We start from the raw sequence: 24,958 nt of genomic DNA on the forward strand, positions 1-24,958 counted from the left end.
GGACTGGTCCTTTCAAAGAAAATCGTCTCGACGAGGCGCAAAGGTGTCGATGAGGGTTCCGGCCTCGTGGCAGATGCAGCCGTGGGTCAGCCCGGAGGGGATGACGAGGCTGTCGCCGGGGCCGATCTCGATGTCGCGACCGTCGAGATGGAAGGTGAAGCGGCCCGTCTCGACATAGGTCGATTGCACATGGGGATGGCTGTGAAGGGCGCCCTCCGCTCCGGCTTCGAAGCGGAAGGCCACGACCATCATGTCGGGGTGCTCGGCCAGGACCTGACGGGTGGCCCCCGGTCCGGTGGAGACGATGGGAAAGCTCATGTCGGCTCCTAGTGGAACATCGACGGCAGCCAGAGCGACAGCGCCGGGATGTAGGTGACGAGCATCAGCGTGGCGAAGGCCGCGCCGTAGAACGGCCAGATCGTGCGCATCGCCTGCCATATGGTGATCCTGCCCACCGCGCAGCCGATGAACAGCACCGCCCCCACCGGCGGCGTGCACAGGCCGATGCCGAGGTTCAGGATCAGGATGACGCCGAAATGCACCGGATCGACGCCGAAGGCGGTGGCGACCGGCAGGAAGATCGGCGTGGTGATGACGATCAGCGGCGACATGTCCATGAAGGTGCCAAGGACCAGCAGCGCCAGGTTGATCATCAGGAGGATCAGGATCGGATTGTCCGACACCGTCTGCATGTAGGCCACGATGGCGGTCGGCACCTTCAGATAGGCAAGCAGCCAGCCGAAGGCCGCAGCACAGCCGATGACCAGCAGCACCATCGCCGTGGTGCGCACCGCGCCGATCGTGGCATGAACGAACTCGGACCAGCTGAGCGTGCGATAGATCAGGATGGTGACCAGCAGCGCATAGACCACGGCAATGTTGGCGCTTTCGGAAGCGGTGAACACGCCCGAACGCACACCGCCGAAGATTAGCAGCACCAGCAGAAGACCCGGCATCGCCGAGACGAAGATCGCGCCCAGCATGCGCAGGCCCGGAAAGGGCTCTGTCGGGTAGCCGCGCTTGCGGGCGACGGCATAGGCGGCAACCATCAGCGACAGCGCCAGCAGCAGGCCGGGAATGACGCCGGCCGTGAACAGGTCGGCGATCGAGATCCGCCCGCCTGCCGCGATCGAATAGATGATCATGTTGTGCGAGGGCGGGATCATCAGCGCGATGATCGAGCCGACGACCGTCAGGTTCACCGCATAGTCGACGTCGTATCCGCGCGCCTTCATCTGCGGCACCATCAGGCCGCCGACCGCCGAGGCGTCGGCCGCGGCCGAGCCGGACACGCCGCCGAACATCACCGAGGCCACCACGTTCACCTGCCCCAGCCCGCCCTTGAGATGGCCGACCATGGCACCCGCCAGCGCCACGAGGCGGCGGGCGATGTCGCCGCGCACCATCAGGTCGCCCGCATAGATGAAGAACGGGATCGCCATCAGCGCATAGACGGAAACCCCAGAGTTCAGACGCTGGAACACCACCACGGGCGGCAGGCCCATGTAGAGCACGGTCGCAAAGCTCGAGACGCCAAGGCAGAAGGCGACGGGCGTGCCGATCATCAGCAGGAAGACGAAGCTTCCGAAAAGGATGTAAAGCTCCACGTTCAGCCCCCGGTCGCAATGGTATCGAGTGGATCTTCGGCTGGCGCCTCCTCACCGAAGCGGGCGGTATGCAGGCCGGCGGCGCGGCGCAGGATGCGCTCGATCGAGAAGATCACGAGCAATACGCCGCCGATGATCAGTGGCAGGAAGTCGAAGATCCGCGAAATGCCGAGACCCGGCATGAGACTGTTCGAAGCCTTGGATGCGAGGTCGTATCCGAACCACAGCATCCCGAAGCCGAAGGCCGCCACCACGATGTCCGAGACGGTGTGCAGGATCTTCACCACGCGATCGGGCAGCACGTAAAGCAGCACGTCGAAAGAAAGATGATAGCCCTCGCGCACGCCGACGGCGGCACCCAGGAAGATGAACCAGGCCATGATCATCACGGATGCGGGCTCGGCCCAGTGAATGCTGCTGTTCATGACGTAGCGGACGAAAACCTGGGCGAAGACGAAGACCGTCATCAGCACCAGTCCGGACCCCGCCACCCATAGCGCCACACGCGCAAGCCAGCCGGCATAGACCGCCAGCACAAGCATGTTTTTCCGCACGTTGAACCTCATGTGAGAAAAGGCCCGCGGCGTTCATGCGCCGCGGGCCGACTGGACGGAAAAGTCTATTGGGGCGTTTCCTGGGTGTCCTGGATCCGCTTCACCAGATCCTTGAACTCGTCGTTGGTGACGTATTTCTCGTAAACCGGCACCATGGCCTCGATGAACGGGGTCTTGTCGATGTCGCGGACCACTTCGGCACCGGCCGCGATGACCTTCTCTTCCGAAGCCTTCTCCTGATCGGCCCAGAGCTTGCGCTGCACCGGCTCGGACGCTTCGGCGGCGGCCCGCAGGATCTCCTGATCCTCCGGCGACAGCGCGTCCCACTTGGTCTTCGACACGGCCACCAGTTCCGGCACCATCAGGTGCTGGTCGAGCGTGTAATACTTGGCGACCTCGTAGTGACCCGAGCTGTCGTAGGACGGCCAGTTGTTCTCGGCGCCGTCGATGACGCCGGTCTGGATCGAGGAATAGACCTCTCCATACGGCATCGGGGTGGCGTTGGCCCCCAGCGCCGACATCATGTCGACGAAGACATCCGACTGCATGACGCGGAACTTCATGCCGGCCAGATCCTCGACCGACGTGATCGGCTTGCGGTTGTTGTAGAAGCTGCGCGAGCCGCCGTCGTAATAGGCCAGCGCGATCAGGTCATGCTCGGCGAAGGCTTCGGCCAGCTCGTCGCCGATCGGGCCATCCATGACGGCATGAAGGTGGGCTTCCGAGCGGAACAGGTAGGGCAGCGACAGCAGCTGCGCTTCCGGGACGATGTCGTTGAACGAGCCGAACGAGGCGCGCACCATGTCGATGACGCCGAACTGGGTCTGCTCGATCGTGTCCTTTTCCTCGCCCAGCTGCGACGAGGGGAAGACCTCGATGCAGATGCGGCCGCCGCTGTTGGCCTTGGCCTGTTCAGCCATGAATTTCACGCCCTCGACGGTCGGATACCCGTCGGGATGGGTGTCGGACGACCGCAGGGTGACCTCGCATTCCGCAAGGGCCGGGGCAGCGAAGGCGACGCTGACAAGCAGCGCGGCCGTCAGGGACTTGGCGTGGGTCATGTGGTTTCTCCTCCCAGATGATGATTTGGCCCTTCAGAGCCGGTAGGCCTGCCTGGCAAGCCGATAGGCGAGGTCGTGGGCGACCTCGAAGGCTTCGTCCTCGTCCAGCCTCCCGGTGCAGACGAGGGTGGACAGGTAGGCGCAATCCACGCGCCGGGCCACGTCGTGCCGGGCGGGGATCGAGCAGAAGGCCCGGGTGTCGTCGTTGAAACCGACGGTGTTGTAGAAGCCCGCCGTCTCGGTCGTGGTCTCGCGGAAGCGGCGCATCCCCTCGGGGCTGTCGAAGAACCACCAGGCCGGGCCGAGCTTCAGCGCCGGATAGACGCCGGCCAGCGGGGCCAGTTCGCGGGCATAGCTGGTTTCGTCCAGCGTGAAGACGATGACCGTCAGCCGCGGATCGGCCCCGACCGCGTTCAGCAGCGGCCGCAGGGCGCGGACGTAATCGGTCCGCGTCGGGATGTCATAGCCCTTGTCGCGGCCGAACTTCTCCAGCACGGGCTGCGAGTGGTTGCGATGGCTGCCGGGGTGGATCTGCAGCACCAGCCCGTCATCAAGGCTCATCCGCGCCATCTCGGTCAGCATCTGGCCGCGGAAGGCATCGGCCTCCTCGGCGGTGCAGCGGCCCGTCAGCGCCCTGGCGAACAGCGCCGCGGCCTCGGCCTGCGGCAGATCCTCGGTGCGGGCGGTGGCATGGCCGTGATCGGTGGAGGTCGCGCCGAACTCCTTGAAGAAGGCGCGGCGGCTGCGGTGGGCGGCAAGGTAGCCCTGCCATGTCGTGGCATCCTCGCCGGTCAGATCGCCCAGGGCGGCGACGTTTTCGGCAAAGCCCGGAAACTCCGGATCGACCACGGCGTCGGGGCGATAGGCGGTGACGACGCGACCCGACCAGCCGGAGTCCCGGATCATCCGGTGCCAGCGAAGATCGTCGAGCGCGCTTTCGGTGGTGGCGATGACCTCGATGTTGAAGCGCTCGAACAGCGCGCGGGGGCGGAACTCGGGCCGGGCCAGGCAATCGGCGATCCGGTCATAGGCCGCATCCGCCGTCTGCGCCGACAGCCGTTCGGTCAGGCCGAACACCTCGGAGAACGCATGATCCAGCCACATGCGCGAGGGGGTTCCGCGCAGCAGGTGGAAGTTCTCGGCAAACAGCCGCCAGATCTTGCGCGGGTCGTCCTCGGTCCAGCCGCCATCGACGCGCGGAACCCCCAGGGCTTCCAGCGGGATGCCCTGTGAATGCAGCATGCGGAAGACGTAGTGGTCCGGTGTGACGAACAACCGGGCCGGATCGGAAAAGGCCTCGTTCTCGGCAAACCAGCGCGGGTCGGTGTGACCATGCGGGCTGACGATGGGCAAGGTCCTTACGGTTTCATAAAGCGCGCGGGCCAGGCCGCGCCCCGTGGGATCGACCGGAAAAAGCCGATCATCGTCTAGCACTGCATGATCCCCCCTTGATGTCGGCACCGGCAGCCTGTCCGCCGCCTGAATACTGGTATGCTAGTTGAACAGATTGTATCATGTCAACTAATAACCTAGTTGCGCATGGGACCCGCATCTGTAGAATGCGTGGGGAAACGGGCCAGCATCATGAGGCAAACCACCGATGGGCGACGCAGGACGTTTTCCGGCGGACGATCTGCCGATTTCTCCGATCCGCAAGGTCAGCCTGCCGTCCTTGGCCGACCAGGTCTTCGACGCGCTGCGCGACCGCATCCTGACCCTTGAACTGCCGCCGGGCACCCGGCTGTCCGAGGCGGGCGTGGCAAGCCGCATGGGCGTCTCGCGGCAACCCGTGCGCGAGGCCTTCGGCCGCCTCGCCAAGCTTGGGTTCCTGCAGATCCGGCCGCAAAGCGGCACGACGGTCAGCCTGATTTCGCAGAGCGCGGTCCTGCAGGCGCGGTTCATCCGGGCCGCCCTCGAGGTCCAGACCTGTCGAACCGCCTGCGAGGCGATCGACCAGACCGGCATCAGGGATCTGCGACTGCTGCTGGACCAGCAGAAGGCTGCCGTCGAAGCGAACGACAGGAAGGCGTTCCATGCCCTGGACGACCAGTTCCACCGGGACATCTGCATCCGCTCCGGAGTGGGGTATGTGTGGGACCTCATCCATGACAACAAGGCTCACATGGATCGGGTTCGCATGCTGTCGCTGAATTCGCCGACACAGCGTCAGGCCCTGAACGAACATACGGTCCTGCTGGACGCCATCGAAGCGCGCGACCCCGAGGCCGCGACGGCCGCGATCACCACCCACCTCTCGCGCATCCTGGTCCAGATCGAGCGGCTGAAAGCCGAACAGCACGACTGGTTCACGGACACCGCCGGATGACCCGCTTCGTCGCCATTGGCGAATGCATGGTGGAGATGTCGCCAACCGACCAGCCGGGGCACTTCCGGATGGGCTTTGCCGGCGACACCATGAACACGGCATGGTATCTGCGCAGACTGCTGCCCGAGACCGACAGCGTGGACTACATGTCGGCCGTGGGGACCGATGCCATCTCGGCCAGCATGACGGATTTTCTGGCGGATGCCGGGATCGGCACGTCCTGCATCGCCCGCCGGACGGACCGGACCGTCGGCCTCTACATGATCCAGCTTCAGGATGGCGAGCGCAGCTTCAGCTACTGGCGCGGCCAGAGCGCGGCGCGGACGCTCGCGCAGGATGCCGAGGCGCTGCAACAGGCCCTGTCGGCCGCCGATGTCGCCTATTTCTCGGGGATCACCATGGCGATCCTGCCCCCGGAAGATCGCTCGCGCCTGCTGGCGGCGCTGAGCGCCTTCCGGACCGCCGGGGGCGAGGTCGTGTTCGACCCCAACCTTCGACCCCGCCTGTGGGGCAGCCCCGACGAGATGATCGCGGCCATCTCCCGCGCGGCGGCGGTCAGCGACACGGTCCTGCCCTCGTGGGAGGACGAGGCTGCGTGGTTCGGCGATGCAGATCCCCTGACGACGGCCCGCCGCTACGCGGACAGCGGGGTGCGGACGGTCGTCGTCAAGAACGGTCCCGCCCCGATGCTGCTGTGGGACAAGGGCGAGACGAGCCACCATCTGCCCGCCGCCGTGACGGCCGTCGTGGACACGACAGCCGCGGGCGATTCCTTCAACGCGGGGTTTCTTGCGGGCCGCGCGAAAGGCGCGACGCTTGCACAGGCGATCCGGGCGGGGGCCGAGCTTGCCGCGAAGGTCATCCAGTCCCGCGGGGCGCTCGTCCGGACCTGAGCGGCGGGCCGACGGCCCCGCGCAAATGCCGAGCCCGCGGCACGGGCGCATCCTCGACATCACTTGCCGGGACCGATCCGCCGAAACCCCCTGCCCCGGGATGGCCTGCCGCATCGGCAACGGACGTGGGCTTCGGCCCGCGCCGAGGCTTGCCTGCCGCGGGCCGCCCTCAGCCGCCGAAGCTGCGGCCCGTCGCGCTTCCGCCGAAGCCGCCCCTCGACGTGACGGTCGTCTTGCTCATCGGCGGCTTGCCGACGGTGGTGGGCGGCCGCTCGAACTGGCTCGCGCCGACCTGGGTCCGGCCCGAATTGCCGGAATAGCTGGTGGCGCCGGTCGCATTGGTGAACCGCCCGTCCGAGGAACGATACAGCGGCTGCGCCATCGGCATGCCGCGGCCCAGCATGTTGCCGATCAGGTAGCCGGCCAGAAGCGGCATGAAGATGCTGCCGGTGCCGCCGCCGGTCACCTGCTGCTCGCTGCCGCAGGCACCCTCCCCGTGCTCGGCCTCGCAGACCTCCAGCGCGTCGTAGCGCGGCGCGGATTCGACGTGGATCTGCTGCGCCTCGGCGAAGGCCGTGTCACAGTCCGCCTCGGAAAACGCGCTGCTCCCCACCCGCGCCGCCGCCTGGCAGCTGGCGAGATCGGGAAAGGCCTGCGCGTCCACCTCCTCTTCGCGGCAGCCCGCAAGCGAGAAGGCAGCGGCGCCGACGATGCAGAGGGCGACCCGGTGCGAGCGTTTGCGCATGGCTTTCTTCCTTCCTCAGTCGCGGATGTAGTGCGGCTTGAAGCGGGACAGATCCTGCGTGATGCGCCCCCGGTCCTCGCGGATGCCGACGCCGCAGCAGGCAGTCCCGACCATCCACGCCCCGATCACGGGCCGGAACCCGTCGAAGACCGGAAGCGGCTGGTAGGCCTGCACGATCTTCGGATGGCCGGCGTAACCCTGATCCGGCGAGGCATCGGTGACCTGTCCGTTCTCCACGATCGAAATGGAGGCCCCCTCGCGCGAGAACAAGGGCTTCACCACATGTTCCCGCGCGAGATGCGGCACGCGGGCGAAGGACGCGGCCACGGCGGGCGCCGGCGAGCCGCCCGAAAGCGCCGCCTCCACATCTGCAAGGAAGAAGGCCGGCAGCAGGTTGGGATGGCCCTCGAACATCTGCCAGAGCACCGGCAGCAGCCCCTTGTTCGAGACGACCGCCTTCCAGGCCGGCTCCAGCAACAGGCAGCCCGCGCCCGCCAGATGCGCCGCGAACGGGTCGCGCAGCAGGTCCTCCCAGGGATAGAGCTTGAAGAGGGTGCCGATCACCCGGTCCTCGGCATCGGCGAACTGGCCGTCCTCGGACAGGCCGATCTTCTCGAGGTCGGTATAATGCGCGCCCAGTCCCGCCTCGCGGGCGGCCCAGCCCATCGCCTCGACCGTGGCATAATCCTCGGGATTGCCCGCCATGGCCGCGAAGTGCAGGTCGGTCCCCGGCGCGAAAAGCGTGCGGAACCGATCCACCAGCGCCTCATGGATGCTGTTGAACTGGTCGTCCGTCGGCCGCAGCACGCCAAGCGCGATCTGCTCCTCCAGCCAGCCCCACTGGAACGAGGCGCTCTCGTAAAGCGAGGTCGGCGTGTCGGCGTTGTATTCGAGAAGCTTCGCGGGCCCCGTTCCGTCATAGGCGAGGTCGAAGCGGCCATAGATCTCGGGTGCGTTCCGGTGCCAGCTCTCCGCCACGAGATCCCAGTGCGGCTCGGGGATGGCGAGGCGCGTCATCAGCTCCTCGCTGGCGACGATCGCCGCCACGGCTTCGCGGCAGAGGCCGTGCAACTCGGCCGCGGGGTCCTCGATGTCGTCCTCGATCTCGCGCAGCGTGAACTCGTAGGCCGAGCTTTCGTCCCAGTAGGGCTCGCCGTGCATGTCGGCGAAGGTGAAGCCAAGCTCCGCGGCGGCTTCCCGCCAGCCCGGCCGTTCCGGCATGTCGACCTTGCGCATCCTGACCTCTCCCCGCTGACAGGCACGTAGCGCACCTGAAGCGGCACATCCACCCGACAGACCGGACAGGGGAGAATGTCGCACCGACCATGCGGGCCGGAAGCGGTGGAAGCGAGACTGCATGAGCGGCGGCGCAGCCCCTGATCCTGCCGCGCAGGCCCCTGCGCCCCATCTGCCCCTTCCGACGTCAGAAGGGATGTCCGGCAGTCCCAAGGCCCGCGCGGCTCAGCCCTTCGATGTAGAGATCCACGAAGGCGGCGTCGGAAAAATGGCTCAGATCGTTCCTCGCATCGGAAAGGCTGAAGGCCGGACGACGCGACAGAAGCTCGCGGAGGGCATCCTGGGCCTGCTCGCGTCTGTTCGCTGCGCCCAGCACCGCCGCCAGCGTGACCCAGGGCCAATGGGTCGCATTCGGGGCGCGGGCCGCGGCCCGTGCATCCCGTTCGGCCGCGGCAAGGCTGCCTAGCGCGAAATGGGCTTCGGACCGGTCGTGCAGGAACGCCCAGAGATGCGGGTCGTAAGGGTTCAACTCGACCGCAGCGTCAAGGCTGCGAACCGCGTCCACCGTCCGGCCCGCGTAGCAGCAAGCCTGGCCAAGCGCGAAGCGCGCCTGTGCCGAGCTCGGATCAAGCCGGATCGCCGCCTCAAGCTCGGGGATCGCGTCATCGAACCTCTGGCGCAGCGCCCATGCCCGGCCAAGCGCGAGGTGGCCGAGCGCGTCCTTCTGATCGAGCGCCACGGCCTGACGGGCGCCGCTCATCGCCTGCCGCAGCGCCGCCTCGCGCGTCAGGGCCGATCCATACCAGTAGAACTGGATCTGCACATAGGCGAGGCGGGCATGCGCCGTCGCCGAAGCCGGGTTCAGATGTATCGCCCGCTCGAAATGGGCCTGCGCGTTGACCAGACCCTCAAGCGTGAAGCGAAACATCTCGCGGGAGCCGCGGAAATAGGCCGCCCGGAAATCGAGGCCCTCGCCCGCCGCAGCCTCGGCCCTCCTGGCCTCGGTGGCCTCGATCTCGCTTCGGATCACGGCCGCGAGCTTGCTGGCGAAGGCGTCGTCAAGCGTCAGGGCGCAGTGGACGGGCTGCACGCTGCGTTCCGCCCAGACGTGCCGCGCATCCACGCCATCGACGAGCCGCACCATGATCGTCACCGCATCCCCGACGCGGCGAACGCTGCCCTCCACCAGATACTGGGCCGGATACGGGGCGCCGATCCGGCGGGCCACGTCCGGCATGTCGGCGGCACTCTCGTCAGGATGGGCAATCACGGCAAGGCTGCGATCGCGCGACAGGCAGGCCGCCAGATCCCCGGTGATGGCGCAGGCCACCTCGGCGGAGACGGGATCGCCGCCTGCCGGCCGCAGCGGCAGGACGACGACGGAGGGCCAGACCCGCCCGTGGTGAAGCGCCGGCGCCGCCAGACAGGCCGCGCCGCGGGCGCCGGCGCCATGGCCGTCCTGCTGCCGCACCGCATCGTCGCCATCCGCCCCGGTTCCGACTTCCACGAGCGGCCCGACAAAGCGGAACCCGCGCCCGTGGATGGTCTTCAGATACCGCTGTTCGCGGCCGTCGTCCCCAAGCGCCCGCCGCGCCGCGCTGATCGCGCTCGATATGGCGGCGTCCGAGATGAACCGGCCCTGCCAGATCGTCGCGACCAGTTCGGCCTTCGACACCATCCGGTCGCGCCGCTCGATCAGCAGAAGGATGAGATCCAGCACCTTCGGCTCGATCGGCACGGGCGCGCCGGCCGCGCGCAGTTCCCGCGCAGCAGGGTCGATGACGAAGGAGTCGAATACATACCTCACGCCGCAATATTATCAGAATGATCGCGCCTGTCCTACGGGTTTGCCGATGCCCTTCCGGGTCGGCCAGGCCTTCCCCAGACATTCCCCATGAATTCCCAACACGTTCCGCAGGATGCCGGAAAGCCTGCGCGGCGATCGTCGGCTATCCCTGATCGCACGGATCGGACGATCCCGCCGGCACGCTGCCGCAAACGATCAGGAGTGAGAAAATGAACATCCAGAACCAGATGACGACCGCCCGGAACGGCGTCAACGTCGAGGCCCTGCGCGAGATCAGGACGGCGCTGACGGACATGCCCCCCGCCGCCCAGTTCACCTTCCGCGCAAACTGCGAATGGCTCGGCGGCGTGCACAGCAGGTCCACCGTCGAGACGTTCTTCGGCGCCTGCGCCGAGCAGACCCACAGGATGCCCTACAGCGTCGAGGCGGACCACCCGCTCGTCTTCGCCGCGCCCGACAACGCGGCCACCCCGGTCGAGATCGTGCTGTCCGCGCTGGCAAGCTGCCTTACCGGCGGCATCGCCGCCATCGCGCAGCACCGCGGCATCCAGCTTCACTCGGTCCGGTCGACCGTCGAGGGCGACATGAACCTGCACGGCATCCTCGGCATCGACCCGGACGTCCGCAACGGCTTCAGCGCGATCCGCGTGACCTTCGAGATCGAGGCCGACGCCAGCCGGGACGAGATCGCCGCCGTGGTCGCACAGTCCCAGAAGCGCTCGGCCGTCTTCGACATCATCACCAATCCCGGCAACGTGAAGGTGATGGTCAGGTGACGGCCGTCCACCGCCACGCAAGAGGGCAGCCCCTGCATCCCGATGCGCCCCTCCGGGCGCATCGGCTCGTCACCCGCATCGGTTCCATCCTCGCGGCGATCCGCGCGTTGCACAAGTCAAGGCGGGACGAGGCGCACCTGTCCCGGATGTCCGACCGGATGCTCGGCGACATCGGACTGAGCCGCGACGACGCCCGCGCCTTCCGGCGACCCCCGCCCTGCTAGCGCTGGCCGGTCAGGCAGCACGGGTTCGCCCGCGCCGCCTGACCCTTCCCGAACCGCTTCCACCCGAACCGCGACGCCACCCGGCGCGCGAAAGGACCTGCCCATGCAACGGACGGATACTGTCATCATCGGCGCGGGCCAGTGCGGCCTTGCCATGAGCCACGAACTCAGCCGGCGCTCGATCGATCACGTCGTGATCGAGAGGGGAAGGATCGGCAACAGCTGGCTGACCGGTCGCTGGGACAGCCTGCGGCTGCTCACCCCGAACTGGCTGAACGGCCTGTTCGGCCCGGTGCCCGGCGACCCCGACGGCTACATGTCGGCCGCGGACTTCGCCAGCACCCTCGCCGGCGCCGCGGCCGAGATCTCCGCCCCCGTGATGGAGACGACGCGCGTCACCTCCGTCCGGCACGGCGGCGATGGGTATGTCGTCCGGACCGAGCAGGGCACCCTGAGCTGCGCCAGCCTGGTGCTTGCCACCGGCGCCTGCGCGCTTCCGCGTGTCCCTGCCTTCGCCTCCGGCCTGCCGAAGTCGGTCACGCAGCTTACCGCCCTGTCCTACAGAAACCCCGCACAGCTTCCGGACGGCTCGGCGGTCCTTGTCGTCGGCGCCTCGGCGTCGGGGCTCCAGATCGCGCGCGAGCTGGCCCTCTCCGGTCATCGGGTCACGCTCGCCGTCGGACAGCACACGCGGCTGCCCCGCGTCCATCGCGGCGCCGACATCCTGACCTGGATGCATCTGGTGGGCGTGCTCGACACTCCCTTCACCCGGCTCGACGATCTCGAGCGGATGCGCCGCCAGCCGTCGCTGGCGCTTCTCGGCGATCCGGACCGGGTCGATCTCGACCTGAACACGCTTCAGGCGCTTGGGGTCGAGATCGCGGGACGTCTCGTGGCGGTCACCGAAGGACGGGCCTGGTTCTCCGGAAGCCTGGCGAACCTCTGCGCCTCCTCCGACCTGAAGATGAGGCGGCTGCTCGACCGGATCGACGCATGGATCGGGGCGAGGGGCCTGCAGGCGCTGGTCGATCCGCCCGAAGACATCGCCCCGACGCGGATCCCCGACGATCCGATCCTGTCGCTCGACCTGCGCGCGCGGGGCATCGCCGCGGTGATCTGGGCAACCGGCTACACCCCGGACCACAGCTTCGTCGACCTGCCGGTGTTCGACCGGAAGGGGCGCATCCGCCACCACGGCGGACGCGTCGGAAACGGCCTTTACGTCATGGGGTTGCCCTATCTGCGCACCGCGCGCTCGTCCCACGTCTCGGGCGCCCGGCGCGACGCGCGTGCGATCGCGCGCGACCTGATCGCAAGACCCGGATGGCGGGCGGCGGCCTGAACGAAGGAAGCGCGAAATGGCACGGAAAACCTATGACGCAATCATCGTCGGGGCCCGCGTCGCCGGAGCGGCGACCGCGCTGCTGCTGGCAAGGGCAGGGGCAAGGGTATTGATCGTCGACCGCGATCCCGCGATCGGCGACACGCTCTCGACCCACGCCCTGATGCGCCCGGCCGTCGGGTTGCTGGAACGCTGGGGGCTTCTCGATGGTCTCGTGGCGGCCGGAACGCCCTGGGTCCGGCAGGCCCATTTCCACTACGGCTCCGATCGGATCACCGTCCCCGTCAAGCGCATCGACCGCGCCGAGGGCCTGCTTGCGCCGCGCCGCCGGCTGCTCGACCCGACAATCCTCGCCGCCGCCGTCGCGGCCGGGGCGGAGCTTGCCCTTGGAACCACCGTCGAGGGCTGCCTGCGGGCCGGCAACCGCATCGTGGGCGCCGTCCTGCGCAGACCGGACGGCGAGCGATGCACCCTGCAGGCCGATCTCGTCGTGGGAGCGGACGGCCGCATGTCGAGGATCGCGGAGATGGTCGGCGCGCGGCCGCTGATCCTGTCGACGGAGCGGACGGCGACCCTCTACGGCTATGTCCCGAACATCCCGAACGAGGGTTATCGCTGGTTCTTCGGCCAAGAGGCATCGGCCGGCGTCATCCCGACGAACGATGGCCTGCATTGCGTCTTTGCGGCGTGCCGGCCCGCCGACTACAGCGCACATTTCGCCGATGCGCGAAACGGCATGGCCGCCATCCTTCGCGGGTTCGATCCCGCCCTTGCGCAGCGCGTCCTGCAGGCACCTTCGGGGCACCTGCGCCGCTTCCTCGGCGCGCCGGGCCACATGCGAAAGCGCGCGGGCGAGGGCTGGGCGCTTGTCGGCGATGCGGCCTGCTTCAAGGACCCGGCGACGGCCCATGGCATCACCGACGCCCTCCTCGACGCTGACGCGCTGTCGCGGTCCCTCCTCCGCGACGGAACGCCGGACCGCTATGGCTGCGAGCGACACGAGCAGTCGCGCCCCCTGTTCGAGGTCACGCAGAAGATTGCCAGCTTCGACTGGGACTTCGATGCCCTCCGGACGCTGCACGACAGGCTGAACGCCTGCATGAAGTCCGAGCAGCGCGCGCTCCTCGACCCGGACCCGGCTTTGCGACTTCGCCGGGACGCGGGCGCCGGTCCACCGCGGCTTTCGCCGGCTCCACATGCTGCCAGCCCGCATCCGGCCGGGATGGCGGCGACTCCCGCCTCCCACCCCCCCGGACACGCGCTCCCGGAGGCCCCGAGACCCCTCTGACACCCGGGCGCTGCGGGCTGATCGTCCTCCCCGGCCGCGCCGTCGGGCTTCGCCCGGCCCGATGCACAACCCGGAGAGCCTCTCCGCGCAGGCACGTCCCCAAGGTCGCATGGCGGCCGAGGAGTGCTGACTGCCGGTCTTCGATCTGGGCATCCTGCTCGCCGCCCGCCCGGACCGACAGCGGCCCGCGCCTCATGGTGTGGGTCCTGCGGCAGGGCCGGGACGGCTGGCACTCGTTGGTCCTGCGGGTCGGGCGGACCGACGGGCTCGTCCGGCGAGAGGACGCACCGCGCTCCGGACCCGGCGCGGATCCCTGAAGGGCGGAGGCCCCGCCGGTCCCACAAGCGTCCGGCATGGCGACGAGGTTCCGCTTCTCGACCTCGACTGGCTGCTCGACAGTCCGCGGCTGGCGTCGCTTGCCGTTCCCGGGCGGTTGCCCCTGACGCGACGCCGGTCCCCGGAGCACGAGGCGGAGGCCAGGTCAGCGGTCTTACCCGGAGGGCTTTCCTCAGCGCCCCGCGGCTGGCCACATCCGCGCGAAGACCCCGTCGCGCCGCACGAGGGCATGGTGAAGCGCCGCCCCCGCATGCAGCAGCACGAGCGGGATCAGCGCCATGGCCGTCGCCCAGTGCAGGCTGCTGGCCGCCTTGCCCACCGCCTCCATCTTCGGCAGGCGCGGCAGGCCGAGCGCGTCCCAGCCTTCCAGCGGAAAGCCCCCGGCGGTGACCCGCACGAAGCCCGAAACCGCCATCAGGATCAGCAGCGCGTAAAGCAGCCCATGCGTCAGCCGCGCGATCCGCGCCTGCCAGTCGGGAACCGAGGCGGGAAGCGGCGGGGGCGGATGCGCGCCGCGGTAGGCGAGGCGCACGAGCATCAGGAGCCCCACGATCACGCCGGCGTTCTTGTGGAAGATGAAGAGCGTATCCTGCACCGGGCGCGGCAGCCCCTCGGTCGTCATGATCAGTCCTGCCGGGATCATGCAGAGCACGATCGCGGCGACCGTCCAGTGCAGGAAGCGGGCGGTGGGCCGGTAGGTTTCGGTCATCGGTGCCTCTCCCAGTTTCCCGCGAAGTCTGCGCCATCCGGGCCCTTCGCGCCAGCGCGACGGTCGACGGGGCCGGGATGCCGCCCATCGGGTTCCCCTCGCCATCCTGGGGCCCGCGCCGCCTGCCCGCTTGACCGCGCGCCGCCGGCTCCTGCACCACTGAAGATCGGGTTCCCCTCGCCATCCTGCAGCCCGCGCCGCCCGCCCGCTTGACCGCGCGCCGCCGGCCCCTGCATCACTGAAGATCGGGTTCCCCTCGCCATCCTGCGGCCCGCGCCGCCCGCCCGCTTGACCGCGCGCCGCCGGCTCCTACACCGCTGGAGATGGACGCCGCACCCGATCCCGCCCTGCCGCCGCTGCCCCGGGATCACGTGGTCCGGGTGCGCGCGGCCTTTCTGGCGCTGGGGCTTCTGCACCTCGCCCTCGTGGGGCTTCTGGGTCACCGGCTCGGCGGCGGGGCGGTCGCGCTGGCGCTCGCGATCTTCGCGGGCGTGCTGGCCGTGGCAGGAGCCGCCCTCAGGGGCCGCTACCCGCATCCGCGGCTGGGGCTCTGCAACGCCGTGACGCAACTGCGCGCGGCGCTGGTGGCGGTGATCGCGGTGCCGCTGGTCGTGCCGGGGCTGCTGGCGGAACAGGCCGGGCCCGCCTGGGCGGTGGTGGCCCTCGCGACGCTCGCGCTTGCGCTCGACGGGCTGGACGGCTGGCTGGCGCGCCGGGCCGGACTGGTGTCGGACTTCGGCGCGCGCTTCGACGTGGAGGTGGACGCGCTGCTTGCGCTGACGCTGGCGTGCCTTGTCGCGCAGGGCGGCAAGGTCGGCCTCTGGGTGCTGGCGCTGGGGCTCATGCGCTACGCCTTCGTGGCCGCGGCATGGCTCTGGCCCTGGCTATCGGCGCCCCTGCCCGAGAGCCGTGCGCGCAAGCTGGTCTGCGTGATCCAGATCGCGACGCTGATCGCGCTTCTCGCGCCGCCCGTCGGCGCAGGAGCGGCCCCTCTGCTGGCAGGAGGGGCTTTGGCCCTGCTCTCCTGGTCCTTCGGGCGCGACGTGGCATGGCTCGCGCGGCGCTGAGCCTCCTGCTCATCGGCCTCGTGCTGGCGCAGCCGAACCAGCCCGCAGCCGTTCCCCGGTTTCCGCTGGAACTGCCGGTGATCGTGGCGATCCTGATCGCATGGCCGGGCCGGGCGCGGGGGCTGCGGACGCTTACGGTCGCGGCGCTCGTGGCGGGGGTGGTGCTGAAGGGGCTGGACCTCGCCCTGCACCTTGCCTTCGGGCGCCCCTTCGACCCGGTCGCCGACCTGCCGCTCCTCGCCTCGGCGCTGGAGCTGGGCGAAGGGGCGCTGGGGCCGGCACTGACCCTTCTGGCGGCGCTGGCGCTCGGAGCGGGCCTCGCCGCGCTGGCCGCGGCCCTCTGGTGGGCGACGGGCCTCTGGACAAGGCACGATCCCCCCCGGCGCGGATGGGCCTTGGTCGCGGTCGTGCTCGCGGCGGGCCTGGCGGCAGCCGATCTCGCGGCGCCCGAGCGCGTGCCGGGCGCGGCCTTCACCACGGCGCTGAGCGTGGAGCGCGGGAGGGCGGCGCGGCGCGCGCTGGACGATCTCGCGGCCTTCCGGAGGGCCACCGCGGCCGACCCCTGGGCGGGACATCCGGATCCCTTCGCGCGCCTCGGGGAGGCCGAACTCCGCATCATCTTCGTCGAAAGCTACGGCCGCGCCAGCTTCGACAATCCGCTCTACGCCCCCCATGCCGCGCTGATGGCCGAGGCCGAGGCCGGCATCGCCGCCCGAGGCCTCGCGATGCGCTCGGGCTGGCTCGGCTCTCCGGTGGCCGGCGGGCAAAGCTGGCTTGCCCATGCGACGCTTGCCTCGGGGCTCCGGATCGACAGCGCCACCCGCTACAGCGCCCTGCTGGCCAGCCCCCGCAGGACGCTGTTCGAGCTTGCGCGCGCTTCGGGCCACGAGACGCTCGCCGTGATGCCGGGGATCGTGCGCGACTGGCCCGAGGGCCGGAGGCTCGGCTTCTCGCGCATCCTCGCGGCGGCGGATCTGGGCTATCGCGGCCAGCCCTTCAACTGGGTGACGATGCCCGACCAGTTCACCCTCGCAGCCTTCGACCGGCAGGGGCATCAGCCCGCCCGCGTGGCCCAGATCGTGCTGATCTCCAGCCACGCGCCCTGGGTGCCGGAGCCGCGGATGGTGCCGTGGGAGAAGCTGGGCGACGGGCGGATCTTCGACGCGCAGGCCACGGCGGGCGACCCGCCCGAGGTCGTCTGGCGCGATCCCGGCCGGGTCCGTGCGGCCTACCGCTCATCGCTCGGCTATGCGCTGCGCGCGGTCACCGCCCATGCGACCCGCTCGGGGCACGGGGCGCTGACGCTGATCCTCGGCGATCATCCGCCGGCGCCCTTCGTCTCGGGCCTGCCGGGGCGCGACGTGCCCGCCCACCTGATCGGCCCGCCCGAGCTTCTGGCGCCCTTCGACGGCTGGGGCTGGACCGAGGGGCTGATCCCCGCGCCGGACCTGCCCGTCCTGCCGATGGAGGCCTTCCGCGACCGCTTCCTGAGCGCGCTTTCGGGCCGGCCCTGAGCGCCCGGCCGCGCGGGGGCGGCGCCGGCCTGCCGGAAGGCTTGCCGGCGGGGGACGGGCGCCCTAGCCTTGCCATGACAGCGGGGAGAGACGGGCATGGTCGACTTCCGGGTGACGCGACGGGGAATGCTGGGCCTCGGGCTGGCCGGGCTGGGATTGGCCGCCACGCGGGGCCAGGCGCAGACCGCGGTCGCGATGCAGCTCTCCTGGCTCCATTCCGTGCAGTTCGCCGGCAGCTACATCGCCGAAGCCCGCGGCTACTGGCGCGACGAGGGGCTCGCGGTGGCGCTCCACCCCGGCGGACCCAATGCGCCGGTCGAACCCCCGGTGGCCTCGGGGCGGGCGCTGGTGGGGATCTCGGCCGCCGACTACACCGCCGCGGCGGTGGCCGAGGGGGCGCCCTTCCGCATCCTCGCCGTGGCCATGCAGAAGAACCCCTTCGCCATCGCCTCGCTGCCCGCGCGGCCGGTCACCTCCCCGGCCGATCTGCCCGGCCTGCGGATCGGCATGGCGCTGGCCAACATGCCGGTGCTCAAGGCGCTCTGCCTGCTGAACGGGGTGGACATGGACCGGATCGAGGTCGTGCCCACGCAATACGACGCGGCCCCCCTTCTGGCGGGTCAGGTGGATTGCCTGCTTTGCTGGGCGACCGACCTGCCGGTGGCCATGGCGGTGCGCGGCATCGACTGCGTCACCATGCTGATGGCCGATTTCGGCTATGTGCTGCATTCGCAGACCTACATCGCGACCGAAGACAGCATCGCCTCTCGCCGGAGCGAGCTGGTTGCCCTCCTGCGCGGCGAGGTGCGGGGCTGGGAGGACTGCCGCGCCGATCCGGCCGCGGCGGTGCGCCTGACGCTCGATCGTCACCCCGATGCGGGCCTCGATCCGGCGGTGCAGGCGCTTCAGATCGAACGGCAACTGCCGCTGATGTTCCCGGACCTGACCGGGGCCCACGGCTTCGGCTGGTTCACCGAGGAGACGGTGGCGGCCAACATCCGGACGCTCAAGCTTCTGGGGCGCGAGGTCGGGCCGGATCTCTGGGACCGCTCGATCCTCGAGGACCTCCGTGGCTGAGCCCCCGCCGGAGGTGGCCTGCCGGGGCCTCGCCCGCACCTACGGCTCCGGCCCTCGCGCCATCGAGGCCGTGCGGCCCTTCACCCTGACCTTCGAGGCGGGCCGCACCACGGCCCTCGTCGGCCCCTCGGGCTGCGGCAAGTCCACGCTTCTGCGCATGATCGCGGGGCTCGAGACGCCCTCGGCCGGCGCAGTGACCATCGGAGGCGCGGCGCCGATCGAGGTCTGCCGCCGCGGCGGGCTGTCGGTCGCCTTCCAGGAGGCCGCGCTCCTGCCCTGGCGCACGGTCGAGGGCAACGTGAGCCTCGCCCTGCGGCTGGCGCGGCGACGGCCCGACGCGCAAGCGGTGGCGCGGCTCATCCGGCTCGTGGGCCTCGAAGGGTTCGAGAAGCGCCGCCCGGCCGAGCTTTCCGGCGGCATGCGCCAGCGCGCGGCGATCGCCCGCTGCCTCGTGACCGCGCCGGGGCTCTTGCTGCTCGACGAGCCCTTCGGTTCGGTGGACGAGCTGACCCGCCTGCGACTCGACCTCGACCTGCCGCGGCTCTGGCAGGAGCGGGGAACGACCGCGATCCTCGTCACCCATTCCGTGTCCGAGGCGGTGCTGCTCGCGGACCGCGTGGTGGTGCTTTCGCCGCGGCCGGGCGCGGTGGTGGCCGATCTTGCCATCCCCCTGCCCCGTCCCCGCCAGGCGGCAATGGTGCGCGAGACGCGGTTCCTCGACCTCGTGACCGAGATCACCGCGGGCCTTGCCGAGGGAGGGGCAGCCGACTGGCCGCTCGCCGCGCAGTGATCGCCCGCGTGGCGGGATGGCTGCTCGCGCTGCTGCTGTGGGAACTGGCGGCGCGGGCCCTGTCCGCCACGCATCTGCTGGCGGGACCGACAGAGGTCGCGGCCTGGCTTTTCGCCCATGCCGGCCTAGCGGGGCGCGCCCTCGCGGTCACGGCGGGCGAGGCCGCGCTGGGGTTCCTTGCCGGCAACCTCGCCGCGGTGCTGCTGGCCGGGCTCGCCGTCCTGGTGCCGCGGCGGGGGGCGGTGGTCATCTCGCTCCTGATGCTCTTCGGCTTCTGCCTGCCGCTGGTGGCGACGGGGCCGATCCTGCGCGTGCTCTGGGGGCCGGGGATCGGGCCGCAGGTGACGCTCGCGGCCCTTGCGGTCGCCTTCACCACCTACCTGTCGGTGCTGGTCGGCCTGCGCGCCGCGCCGCCCGTCTGGCTGGACATGGTGCGCAGCTACGGCCGCGGGCGGCTGTCGGCACTCCTGCACGTCCGCGCCCGGGGCGCCCTGCCCTACCTCATGGCCGGCTTGCAGATCGCGGCGCCCGCGGCCTTCCTCGGCGCGCTGGTGGGCGAGTTCACGGGGGCCGAGCGCGGCCTCGGCGTGCTGGTCATCCGGGCGCTGCGCGAGATCGACGCGCCGGCGACCTGGGGGCTGGCCACGGTCGCCGCCGCGGTCACGATCACCGCGCACGCGGCCATCGGCGCGCTCGCGCGACGGCTGCATGCGGAACCGCCGCTGATCCTCGCCACCGCGCCCTCCGGCGGGGTCGGCCCGCTGCCCGTGCTCGCCGCGGCGGCAGTGGCGCTCCTGCTCTGGGCCGGGGCGATGGAGGCCGCGGGCCTCAGCCCGTTCTTCGCCAAGCGGCCCTGGGACGTCTGGGCCTTCCTCGCAAGCGATCCCGAGGCCGCCGCGCATCGCACCCTCCTTGCCGCGGCCACCGCCGAGACGCTGCGCATGGCCGTGCCGGGCTATCTGGCCGGGCTGCTGGCGGGGGTCGGGCTGGCCGCGCTCGTCGTCCTCGTGCCACGGGCCGAGGGGATGGTCCTGCCGCTCGCCGTGGCCCTTCGCGCGGTTCCGATCGTGACGACGGCGCCGCTGGTGGTCCTGGCGCTGGGTCGGGGACCGGCGGGGACGGTGACCATCGTGGCGCTCATGATCTTCTTCCCCACCCTGACGGCCTGCCTTCACGGACTGCGGCAGGTGCCCGCCCCGGTGCTCGACCTCTTCGACAGCCATGCCGCGGGGCGCGGGACGCGGCTGGTCCACGCCCAGCTTCCCGCCATGCTGCCCGCCTTCTTCGCCTCGGCGCGGATGGCGGTCCCGGCGGCGATCCTGGCCGCCACCACCGCGGAATGGCTCGCCACCGGAACCGGGCTCGGCGCGCTGATGGCGGTCAGCGCCTCGACCTCGGCCTATGGCATGCTCTGGAGCGCGACCCTGCTGATCGCGCTCTCGGCCTGCCTCGTCTGGGGCGCCGTCGGCCAGCTGGAACGGGCCGTCCTCTCGCGCACCGCGGCCGAGCAGCTGGCATGAGGGCCGTCTTCGCGATCCCCGGCGATCCCACGCGGCGGACGGGCGGCTTCCTCTACGAATGGTCGCTTCTCTCGGCGCTGAACGCCGGCGGGCGCGAGGTCGCGCATCTGCGCCTGCCGGCGGGCTTCCCCGATCCCGACGCGGCCGAGACGGCCGAGGCGGCGCGCCGTCTCGCCGAGGTGCCCGAGGGCGTGCCGGTGATCCTCGACGGCCTGGTGCATGGCGCGATCGAGACCCCGGCGCTCGCGCGGATGCGCGCGCCGCTTGTCGCCATGACCCACCATCCGCTGGCGCTGGAAACGGGCCTCTCCCCAGCCCGCGCGGCCCTTCTGCGCGCGCGGGAGACCGCGAACCTCGCGTTGGCGGCGCATGTGCTGGTGCCCAGCCCGCACACCGCGCGCCTGCTGGTGCAGGAATACGGCGTGCCCGCCGACCGGATCACCGTGGCGCTGCCGGGCTTCCCCCGGCCCGAGACCGGGCGCAGGCCCCTCGATCCGCCGCTGATCCTGTCGGTCGGCATCCTCGTGCCGCGCAAGGGGCATGACGTGCTGCTCTCGGCGCTCGCGCGGATTGCCGATCTCGACTGGCAGGCGAGGATCGTGGGCGCGCCCTATTTCCCCGGCACCGCCGAGGCGCTTCGGGCGCAGCGCGACGCGCTCGGGCTTTCCGATCGCGTGGTCTTCACGGGCGAACTGTCCGAGGCGGAGTTGCAGAGCCACTACCGGCAGGCCACGCTCTTCGCACTTGCCACCCGACACGAGGGTTACGGGATGGTGTTCTCCGAAGCCCTGCTGCACGGCCTGCCCATCGTCGCCTGCGCCACGGGGGCGGTCCCCGACACGGTGCCGGCCCAGGCGGGACTGCTGCTGCCGCCCGACGATGCCGGGGCCTTCGCCGCCGCGCTGCGCGAGCTGCTCGAGGATCCCGGAAAGCGGGCGCGCCTTGCCGAGGCCGCCACCCGCGCCGGCGCGGCGCTGCCGCAATGGGCCGACACGGCCGCCGTCGCGGGCGCCGTGCTCGACCGGCTGGCCCGCTGAAGCCCGGGGCGGCCTGCCCGGACGGCATCTCCCGTTTCCCGGGACCGGTCGCGCCCTTTTCGGCTGCTACGCCAAACGGTTACGACCCCCAAGCGGCCGCCGGCGCGCGCCCGTCAGAGGGCGCAGCGCGCATGCACGCGGGCGATGTCGCGGATGTTCAGACGGGAGATGCCGATGTCGGCCAGCTCGGTATCGGTAAGCCGCTCGAGCTCCTCGTAGGTCTCGCGAAAGATGCGGTTCCGGCGGCGGGTTTCTTCATCAAGCCCGAGCGCGCGCAGCCAGGTGCCGAGAACGGAGACGGACGGGTGGTTCATGCTGTAGGTGGTCATTTCAATTTACCAATCTTCTGGTGTCTGCTAACGACCTAATCCCCGCCACCTCGCGGCGAAAGGGATAAACCGGAAGGCCCGTCATGCCGGGAACGCATGGAACGCAAGGCCGTCCACCCGCAATGCGCCCCCCGCACCGCCGGGCGGGACGCAGGCGCAAGCGCCCCCCGGGTCAGGAGGCCGCCAGCGGCTCCGCCCCGCGCATCGGCCGGTGGCGCAGCAGCACCCGCCCCCGCAGGTCGGCGACCGCAAGGCCGATCCCGATCCCGCCCACGACCGCCAGGGCATCGGTCCAGGCCCCTGCCCCACCAAGGCCGATCGCGGGCAGGATCACCTCGGGCACCAGCCGGTGCAGCAGGTAGATCGGAAAGGCCGCCCGCGCGACCAGCATCACGGCCCGCGCGGCCGGGCGCGGCATGGCGATCCTCGGAACGTAAAGCAGCAGCGGCACGAGCGCGAAGAGGCTCATGTACTTGATCCAGCTGCCATGCCAGTTGCCGCCCAGCCAGGCCGCCATCGGCAGGACGCCCGCCGCAAGCGCAAGGACGCCCGCCTTCCGCCCCCGCCCCTCGGCCGAGGCGATGCACCAGCCAAGCCCCAGCAGGTAGAACACCCACGGCAAGGTGAACTGCGCCCGCCCCCCCATCGGCCAAAGCTCGGGCAGCGTCAGCCGAAGCCCGACCCCGAGCGCGAGCAGCCCCAGCCCCACGCGGAACCGCCCTGCCCGTCGCAGCCAGCCGCGCAGGCCCGGATGCAGGAACGGCAGCGCGATCAGCAGGCTGATCTGCACATAGGCTTCCACGAACCAGTAGAGGTAAGGCAGCATCAGGTGCGTCTCGGGCACCGTCAGCGCAAGGTTGCCCGCAAGCAGCGCCGAGGCCCAGGGCACCTGCCCCCATGCCGCGGCGAACCCCGCCAGCACCAGATAATAGGGCACCAGAACCCCCGCGAGCGGCCGGAAGTAGCTCTTCCAGTCGCCGCCGGTCAGCGCCTCCCAGCGGGAACCCGCGAGGCTCATGCCGAGAAGCAGCACCATCGCGGCCGCCCCGCCATAAACCGGCCAGAGCGTCTGGTGCGCCACCACCACCGCAAGGATCGCAAGCCCGCGCACCGCCAGTTCGCTCTCCACCCCGGAGGGCGCGAGCGGCGCGCGCTCGAGTTCCGCAAGGCTCATCCGCTCCCACCCTTCCGGCAGGCCGCCCAGTTCCGCCTCGAGCGCCAGCGTCAGCTCCACATGGCGCAGAGAGTCGCCGCCGAGGCTCGTGAAGCTGTCCTGCGCCCGGACCGGCTCGGGCGCGAAGACGGCTTCGAACGCCGCGCGCACCCCCGGCGCCGACCGGCGCTCCGCCAGTGACCGCAGGGCCGGATAGTCGATCTTGCCCGAGGGAAGCCGCGGAAACACCTCGCAGGGAACGATCTCGAAATGGCCGGGCCCGATGCCGGCCGCCCGCGCGGCCCGGTCGGCAAGGCCCCTGCCCGGCCCGCGCGCGGCGACGACGATCCGGCGGTCGTCGCCCCAGATGGCGACCTCGACGCCCTCGGCCGCCAGCGCCCGCTCCAGCGCGTCATGGCCGATGCGGATCCCGGCGATCTTCGACATGCGCGAAAGGCGGCCGGTGATGCGGTAGATGCCCTCCGCATCGCGCTGCGCCAGATCGCCGGTGGCGAGAGCCTCGACCTCGGCGCCCCGGCCGAGATCGCGATGATCCTCGGCATAGCCCATCATGACGTTCGGCCCGCGATAGAGAAGCTCGCCCTCCGCCACCGCTGAGGCGATTTCCCTGCCCTGCTCGTCGCGCAGCGCCAGTTCGCCGCCCGGGATGGCGACCCCGATCGCGCCCGCATGATCCCCGACCCGCTCCATCGGCAGCCAGGCGATCCGCGCGACCGCTTCGGTCTGGCCATACATCGCGATGAACCGCCCGCCGCGGCGCGCCATCCGCCCGGCCCAGCGGCGGACCTGCGCCGCCTCCATCGCGCCCCCGGCCACCGTCATCAGCTTCAGCGCGGGCGGCAGCGCCTCGCCAAGCCCCGCGCCCTCCAGCAGGCGGAAATGGTGCGGGACGCCGGCAAGGCTCGTCGCGCCCGAGGCCGCCAGCGCCGCCCCGAAGCCCTCGTCGAGCACCGAGGCGTTGGAGAGCCAGAGGCTCGCCCCCTGCGCCAGATGCGAGTGCAGCACCGACAGGCCATAGGAATAGTGCAGTGGCAGGATCAGCGCCGCCCGGTCCTTCGCCGTGATGCGCAGGAAATCGGCGATCGAGGCCGCATTCGCATGAACCGCAGCAGCCGAAAGCCGCACGCCCTTGCCCTGCCCGGTGCTGCCCGAGGTCGAAAGCAGCAGTGCCAGATCCGGATGCGGCGCGGCGCGGTCTCCCTGATGCTCCTCCATCTGCCAGGTGCCCGCCTTCCTGCGGAAGCTCATGGCCGGCCGGAACCGCGAGACGAGCCGGTCGGCAGTCTCCGGGTCGCCGGCCGGCAGCGGCAGGACCGCATGCCCCGCCGCCATGGCGCCGAGGTAGGCGGCGATGGCCTCGGGCTCTGCCGCGGCCTCGACCGCGATCAACGCCTTGGGCCGAGGAAGCTGCGCCGCGAACCGCTGCATCGCCCCGGCCAGTTCCTCGTAGCTCTGGCATTCGTCCCGCCAGACCAGGCAGGGCTGCGACCCAAGGCTTCGGATCCGCTCGATGTCGTAGAACATGGCTGCCTCTGGCGAAGACAAG

The 24,958-nt window shown here is 70.6% G+C and carries 23 protein-coding genes; 12 read left to right on the plus strand and 11 right to left on the minus strand.

Going from position 1 to position 24,958, the window contains the following annotated elements:
• Positions 1–12: 12 nt before the first annotated feature.
• The 5 genes from CK951_RS20735 to uxaC form a co-directional block, all read right to left on the minus strand.
• Complete coding sequence (locus CK951_RS20735) at positions 13–318, minus strand: cupin domain-containing protein (RefSeq protein WP_096788118.1); 306 nt, start codon at positions 316–318, stop codon at positions 13–15.
• A gap of 8 nt (positions 319–326) precedes the next feature.
• Positions 327–1,607: a TRAP transporter large permease gene (locus tag CK951_RS20740; RefSeq protein WP_096788119.1), complete on the minus strand. Its 1,281-nt coding sequence runs from the start codon at positions 1,605–1,607 to the stop codon at positions 327–329.
• Between the two features lie 2 nt (positions 1,608–1,609).
• Positions 1,610–2,161 (minus strand): TRAP transporter small permease, encoded by a 552-nt coding sequence (locus tag CK951_RS20745; protein WP_394341580.1) that lies wholly within the window; start codon positions 2,159–2,161, stop codon positions 1,610–1,612.
• A 65-nt stretch (positions 2,162–2,226) separates the two neighbouring features.
• The gene (locus CK951_RS20750) at positions 2,227–3,222 is read right to left on the minus strand and encodes a TRAP transporter substrate-binding protein (protein ID WP_096788120.1); all 996 of its coding nucleotides are present in this window, start codon (positions 3,220–3,222) and stop codon (positions 2,227–2,229) included.
• A 33-nt stretch (positions 3,223–3,255) separates the two neighbouring features.
• Positions 3,256–4,656 carry a glucuronate isomerase gene (uxaC, locus tag CK951_RS20755; RefSeq protein ID WP_096788121.1) on the minus strand — a complete coding sequence of 467 codons (1,401 nt, stop codon included), beginning with the start codon at positions 4,654–4,656 and terminating at the stop codon, positions 3,256–3,258.
• Between the two features lie 166 nt (positions 4,657–4,822).
• Between uxaC and CK951_RS20760 the strand changes: the two genes are divergently transcribed.
• Together CK951_RS20760 and CK951_RS20765 are read left to right on the plus strand one after the other, a co-directional pair.
• Positions 4,823–5,548, plus strand: a complete 726-nt coding sequence (locus CK951_RS20760) for a GntR family transcriptional regulator (RefSeq protein WP_096788122.1) — start codon at positions 4,823–4,825, stop codon at positions 5,546–5,548.
• On the plus strand, positions 5,545–6,441 hold the full coding sequence (locus CK951_RS20765) for a sugar kinase (protein WP_096788123.1): 897 nt from the start codon (positions 5,545–5,547) through the stop codon (positions 6,439–6,441). The genes CK951_RS20760 and CK951_RS20765 overlap by 4 nt, the downstream gene beginning before the upstream one ends.
• Before the next feature lie 169 nt (positions 6,442–6,610).
• On the opposite strand, the gene CK951_RS20770 is transcribed toward CK951_RS20765, so the two are convergent.
• The 3 genes from CK951_RS20770 to CK951_RS20780 form a co-directional block, all read right to left on the minus strand.
• Positions 6,611–7,186, minus strand: a complete 576-nt coding sequence (locus CK951_RS20770; RefSeq protein WP_096788124.1) for a DUF1190 domain-containing protein — start codon at positions 7,184–7,186, stop codon at positions 6,611–6,613.
• Positions 7,187–7,201: 15 nt separating this feature from the next.
• Entirely contained in the window at positions 7,202–8,422 is a 1,221-nt protein-coding gene (locus CK951_RS20775) for a glutathionylspermidine synthase family protein (RefSeq protein ID WP_096788125.1), read from the minus strand.
• 187 nt (positions 8,423–8,609) lie between these two features.
• Positions 8,610–10,229 carry a winged helix-turn-helix domain-containing protein gene (locus CK951_RS20780; protein WP_096788126.1) on the minus strand — a complete coding sequence of 540 codons (1,620 nt, stop codon included), beginning with the start codon at positions 10,227–10,229 and terminating at the stop codon, positions 8,610–8,612.
• A gap of 209 nt (positions 10,230–10,438) precedes the next feature.
• Here CK951_RS20780 and CK951_RS20785 point away from each other — a divergent pair, with 209 nt between their 5' ends.
• The 4 genes from CK951_RS20785 to CK951_RS20800 all read left to right on the plus strand — a co-directional run bounded on the left by CK951_RS20785 (position 10,439) and on the right by CK951_RS20800 (position 13,859).
• Positions 10,439–11,005: an OsmC family protein gene (locus CK951_RS20785; protein ID WP_232520819.1), complete on the plus strand. Its 567-nt coding sequence runs from the start codon at positions 10,439–10,441 to the stop codon at positions 11,003–11,005.
• A complete protein-coding gene (locus tag CK951_RS22190) occupies positions 11,002–11,229 on the plus strand; it encodes a DUF1127 domain-containing protein (RefSeq protein WP_096788127.1) in 228 nt (75 codons plus the stop codon). The genes CK951_RS20785 and CK951_RS22190 overlap by 4 nt, the downstream gene beginning before the upstream one ends.
• Before the next feature lie 103 nt (positions 11,230–11,332).
• Positions 11,333–12,571 carry an NAD(P)-binding domain-containing protein gene (locus CK951_RS20795; RefSeq protein WP_096788128.1) on the plus strand — a complete coding sequence of 413 codons (1,239 nt, stop codon included), beginning with the start codon at positions 11,333–11,335 and terminating at the stop codon, positions 12,569–12,571.
• Between the two features lie 16 nt (positions 12,572–12,587).
• Positions 12,588–13,859, plus strand: coding sequence for an NAD(P)/FAD-dependent oxidoreductase (locus CK951_RS20800; RefSeq protein ID WP_096788129.1), 1,272 nt, complete (start codon positions 12,588–12,590; stop codon positions 13,857–13,859).
• 508 nt (positions 13,860–14,367) lie between these two features.
• On the opposite strand, the gene CK951_RS20805 is transcribed toward CK951_RS20800, so the two are convergent.
• Positions 14,368–14,904, minus strand: coding sequence for a cytochrome b (locus tag CK951_RS20805; protein WP_096788130.1), 537 nt, complete (start codon positions 14,902–14,904; stop codon positions 14,368–14,370).
• 323 nt (positions 14,905–15,227) lie between these two features.
• Here CK951_RS20805 and CK951_RS20810 point away from each other — a divergent pair, with 323 nt between their 5' ends.
• From CK951_RS20810 to CK951_RS20835, 6 genes are all read left to right on the plus strand, one after another.
• Positions 15,228–15,971, plus strand: coding sequence for a CDP-alcohol phosphatidyltransferase family protein (locus CK951_RS20810; protein WP_096788131.1), 744 nt, complete (start codon positions 15,228–15,230; stop codon positions 15,969–15,971).
• Positions 15,953–17,485 (plus strand): sulfatase, encoded by a 1,533-nt coding sequence (locus CK951_RS20815; protein ID WP_096788132.1) that lies wholly within the window; start codon positions 15,953–15,955, stop codon positions 17,483–17,485. Before CK951_RS20810 ends, CK951_RS20815 begins: the two co-directional genes overlap by 19 nt.
• Before the next feature lie 96 nt (positions 17,486–17,581).
• Positions 17,582–18,562 carry an ABC transporter substrate-binding protein gene (locus CK951_RS20820; protein WP_198402527.1) on the plus strand — a complete coding sequence of 327 codons (981 nt, stop codon included), beginning with the start codon at positions 17,582–17,584 and terminating at the stop codon, positions 18,560–18,562.
• Positions 18,555–19,352, plus strand: coding sequence for an ABC transporter ATP-binding protein (locus CK951_RS20825; protein ID WP_096788133.1), 798 nt, complete (start codon positions 18,555–18,557; stop codon positions 19,350–19,352). Before CK951_RS20820 ends, CK951_RS20825 begins: the two co-directional genes overlap by 8 nt.
• The gene (locus tag CK951_RS20830) at positions 19,352–20,872 is read left to right on the plus strand and encodes an ABC transporter permease (protein WP_096788148.1); all 1,521 of its coding nucleotides are present in this window, start codon (positions 19,352–19,354) and stop codon (positions 20,870–20,872) included. The genes CK951_RS20825 and CK951_RS20830 overlap by 1 nt, the downstream gene beginning before the upstream one ends.
• Positions 20,869–21,909: a glycosyltransferase family 4 protein gene (locus CK951_RS20835; RefSeq protein WP_096788134.1), complete on the plus strand. Its 1,041-nt coding sequence runs from the start codon at positions 20,869–20,871 to the stop codon at positions 21,907–21,909. Before CK951_RS20830 ends, CK951_RS20835 begins: the two co-directional genes overlap by 4 nt.
• 113 nt (positions 21,910–22,022) lie before the next feature.
• Here the strand turns inward: CK951_RS20835 and CK951_RS20840 are convergent, their stop codons facing one another.
• Together CK951_RS20840 and CK951_RS20845 are read right to left on the minus strand one after the other, a co-directional pair.
• Positions 22,023–22,238: a DUF1127 domain-containing protein gene (locus tag CK951_RS20840; protein ID WP_096788135.1), complete on the minus strand. Its 216-nt coding sequence runs from the start codon at positions 22,236–22,238 to the stop codon at positions 22,023–22,025.
• A 172-nt stretch (positions 22,239–22,410) separates the two neighbouring features.
• Entirely contained in the window at positions 22,411–24,936 is a 2,526-nt protein-coding gene (locus tag CK951_RS20845) for an AMP-binding protein (protein ID WP_096788136.1), read from the minus strand.
• Between the last annotated feature and the right edge of the window lie 22 nt (positions 24,937–24,958).

Origin of the sequence: Rhodobacter sp. CZR27 (genome assembly GCF_002407205.1) — a bacterium.
Taxonomy (GTDB): Bacteria; Pseudomonadota; Alphaproteobacteria; order Rhodobacterales; family Rhodobacteraceae; genus Cereibacter_A.

What these genes read in the sequence shown, in the direction of transcription:
- CK951_RS20770 (WP_096788124.1), bottom strand. Translation starts at nt 7,186, where the DNA reads ATGCGCAAACGCTCGCACCGGGTCGCCCTCTGCATCGTCGGCGCCGCT.
- CK951_RS20815 (WP_096788132.1), top strand. Translation starts at nt 15,953, where the DNA reads ATGGCTCGCGCGGCGCTGAGCCTCCTGCTCATCGGCCTCGTGCTGGCG.
- CK951_RS20820 (WP_198402527.1), top strand. Translation starts at nt 17,582, where the DNA reads ATGGTCGACTTCCGGGTGACGCGACGGGGAATGCTGGGCCTCGGGCTG.
- CK951_RS20760 (WP_096788122.1), top strand. Translation starts at nt 4,823, where the DNA reads ATGGGCGACGCAGGACGTTTTCCGGCGGACGATCTGCCGATTTCTCCG.
- CK951_RS20750 (WP_096788120.1), bottom strand. Translation starts at nt 3,222, where the DNA reads ATGACCCACGCCAAGTCCCTGACGGCCGCGCTGCTTGTCAGCGTCGCC.
- CK951_RS20785 (WP_232520819.1), top strand. Translation starts at nt 10,439, where the DNA reads ATGAACATCCAGAACCAGATGACGACCGCCCGGAACGGCGTCAACGTC.
- CK951_RS20735 (WP_096788118.1), bottom strand. Translation starts at nt 318, where the DNA reads ATGAGCTTTCCCATCGTCTCCACCGGACCGGGGGCCACCCGTCAGGTC.
- CK951_RS20810 (WP_096788131.1), top strand. Translation starts at nt 15,228, where the DNA reads ATGGACGCCGCACCCGATCCCGCCCTGCCGCCGCTGCCCCGGGATCAC.
- CK951_RS20840 (WP_096788135.1), bottom strand. Translation starts at nt 22,238, where the DNA reads ATGACCACCTACAGCATGAACCACCCGTCCGTCTCCGTTCTCGGCACC.
- CK951_RS20835 (WP_096788134.1), top strand. Translation starts at nt 20,869, where the DNA reads ATGAGGGCCGTCTTCGCGATCCCCGGCGATCCCACGCGGCGGACGGGC.
- CK951_RS20800 (WP_096788129.1), top strand. Translation starts at nt 12,588, where the DNA reads ATGGCACGGAAAACCTATGACGCAATCATCGTCGGGGCCCGCGTCGCC.
- CK951_RS20845 (WP_096788136.1), bottom strand. Translation starts at nt 24,936, where the DNA reads ATGTTCTACGACATCGAGCGGATCCGAAGCCTTGGGTCGCAGCCCTGC.
- CK951_RS20805 (WP_096788130.1), bottom strand. Translation starts at nt 14,904, where the DNA reads ATGACCGAAACCTACCGGCCCACCGCCCGCTTCCTGCACTGGACGGTC.
- CK951_RS20765 (WP_096788123.1), top strand. Translation starts at nt 5,545, where the DNA reads ATGACCCGCTTCGTCGCCATTGGCGAATGCATGGTGGAGATGTCGCCA.
- CK951_RS20795 (WP_096788128.1), top strand. Translation starts at nt 11,333, where the DNA reads ATGCAACGGACGGATACTGTCATCATCGGCGCGGGCCAGTGCGGCCTT.
- CK951_RS20775 (WP_096788125.1), bottom strand. Translation starts at nt 8,422, where the DNA reads ATGCGCAAGGTCGACATGCCGGAACGGCCGGGCTGGCGGGAAGCCGCC.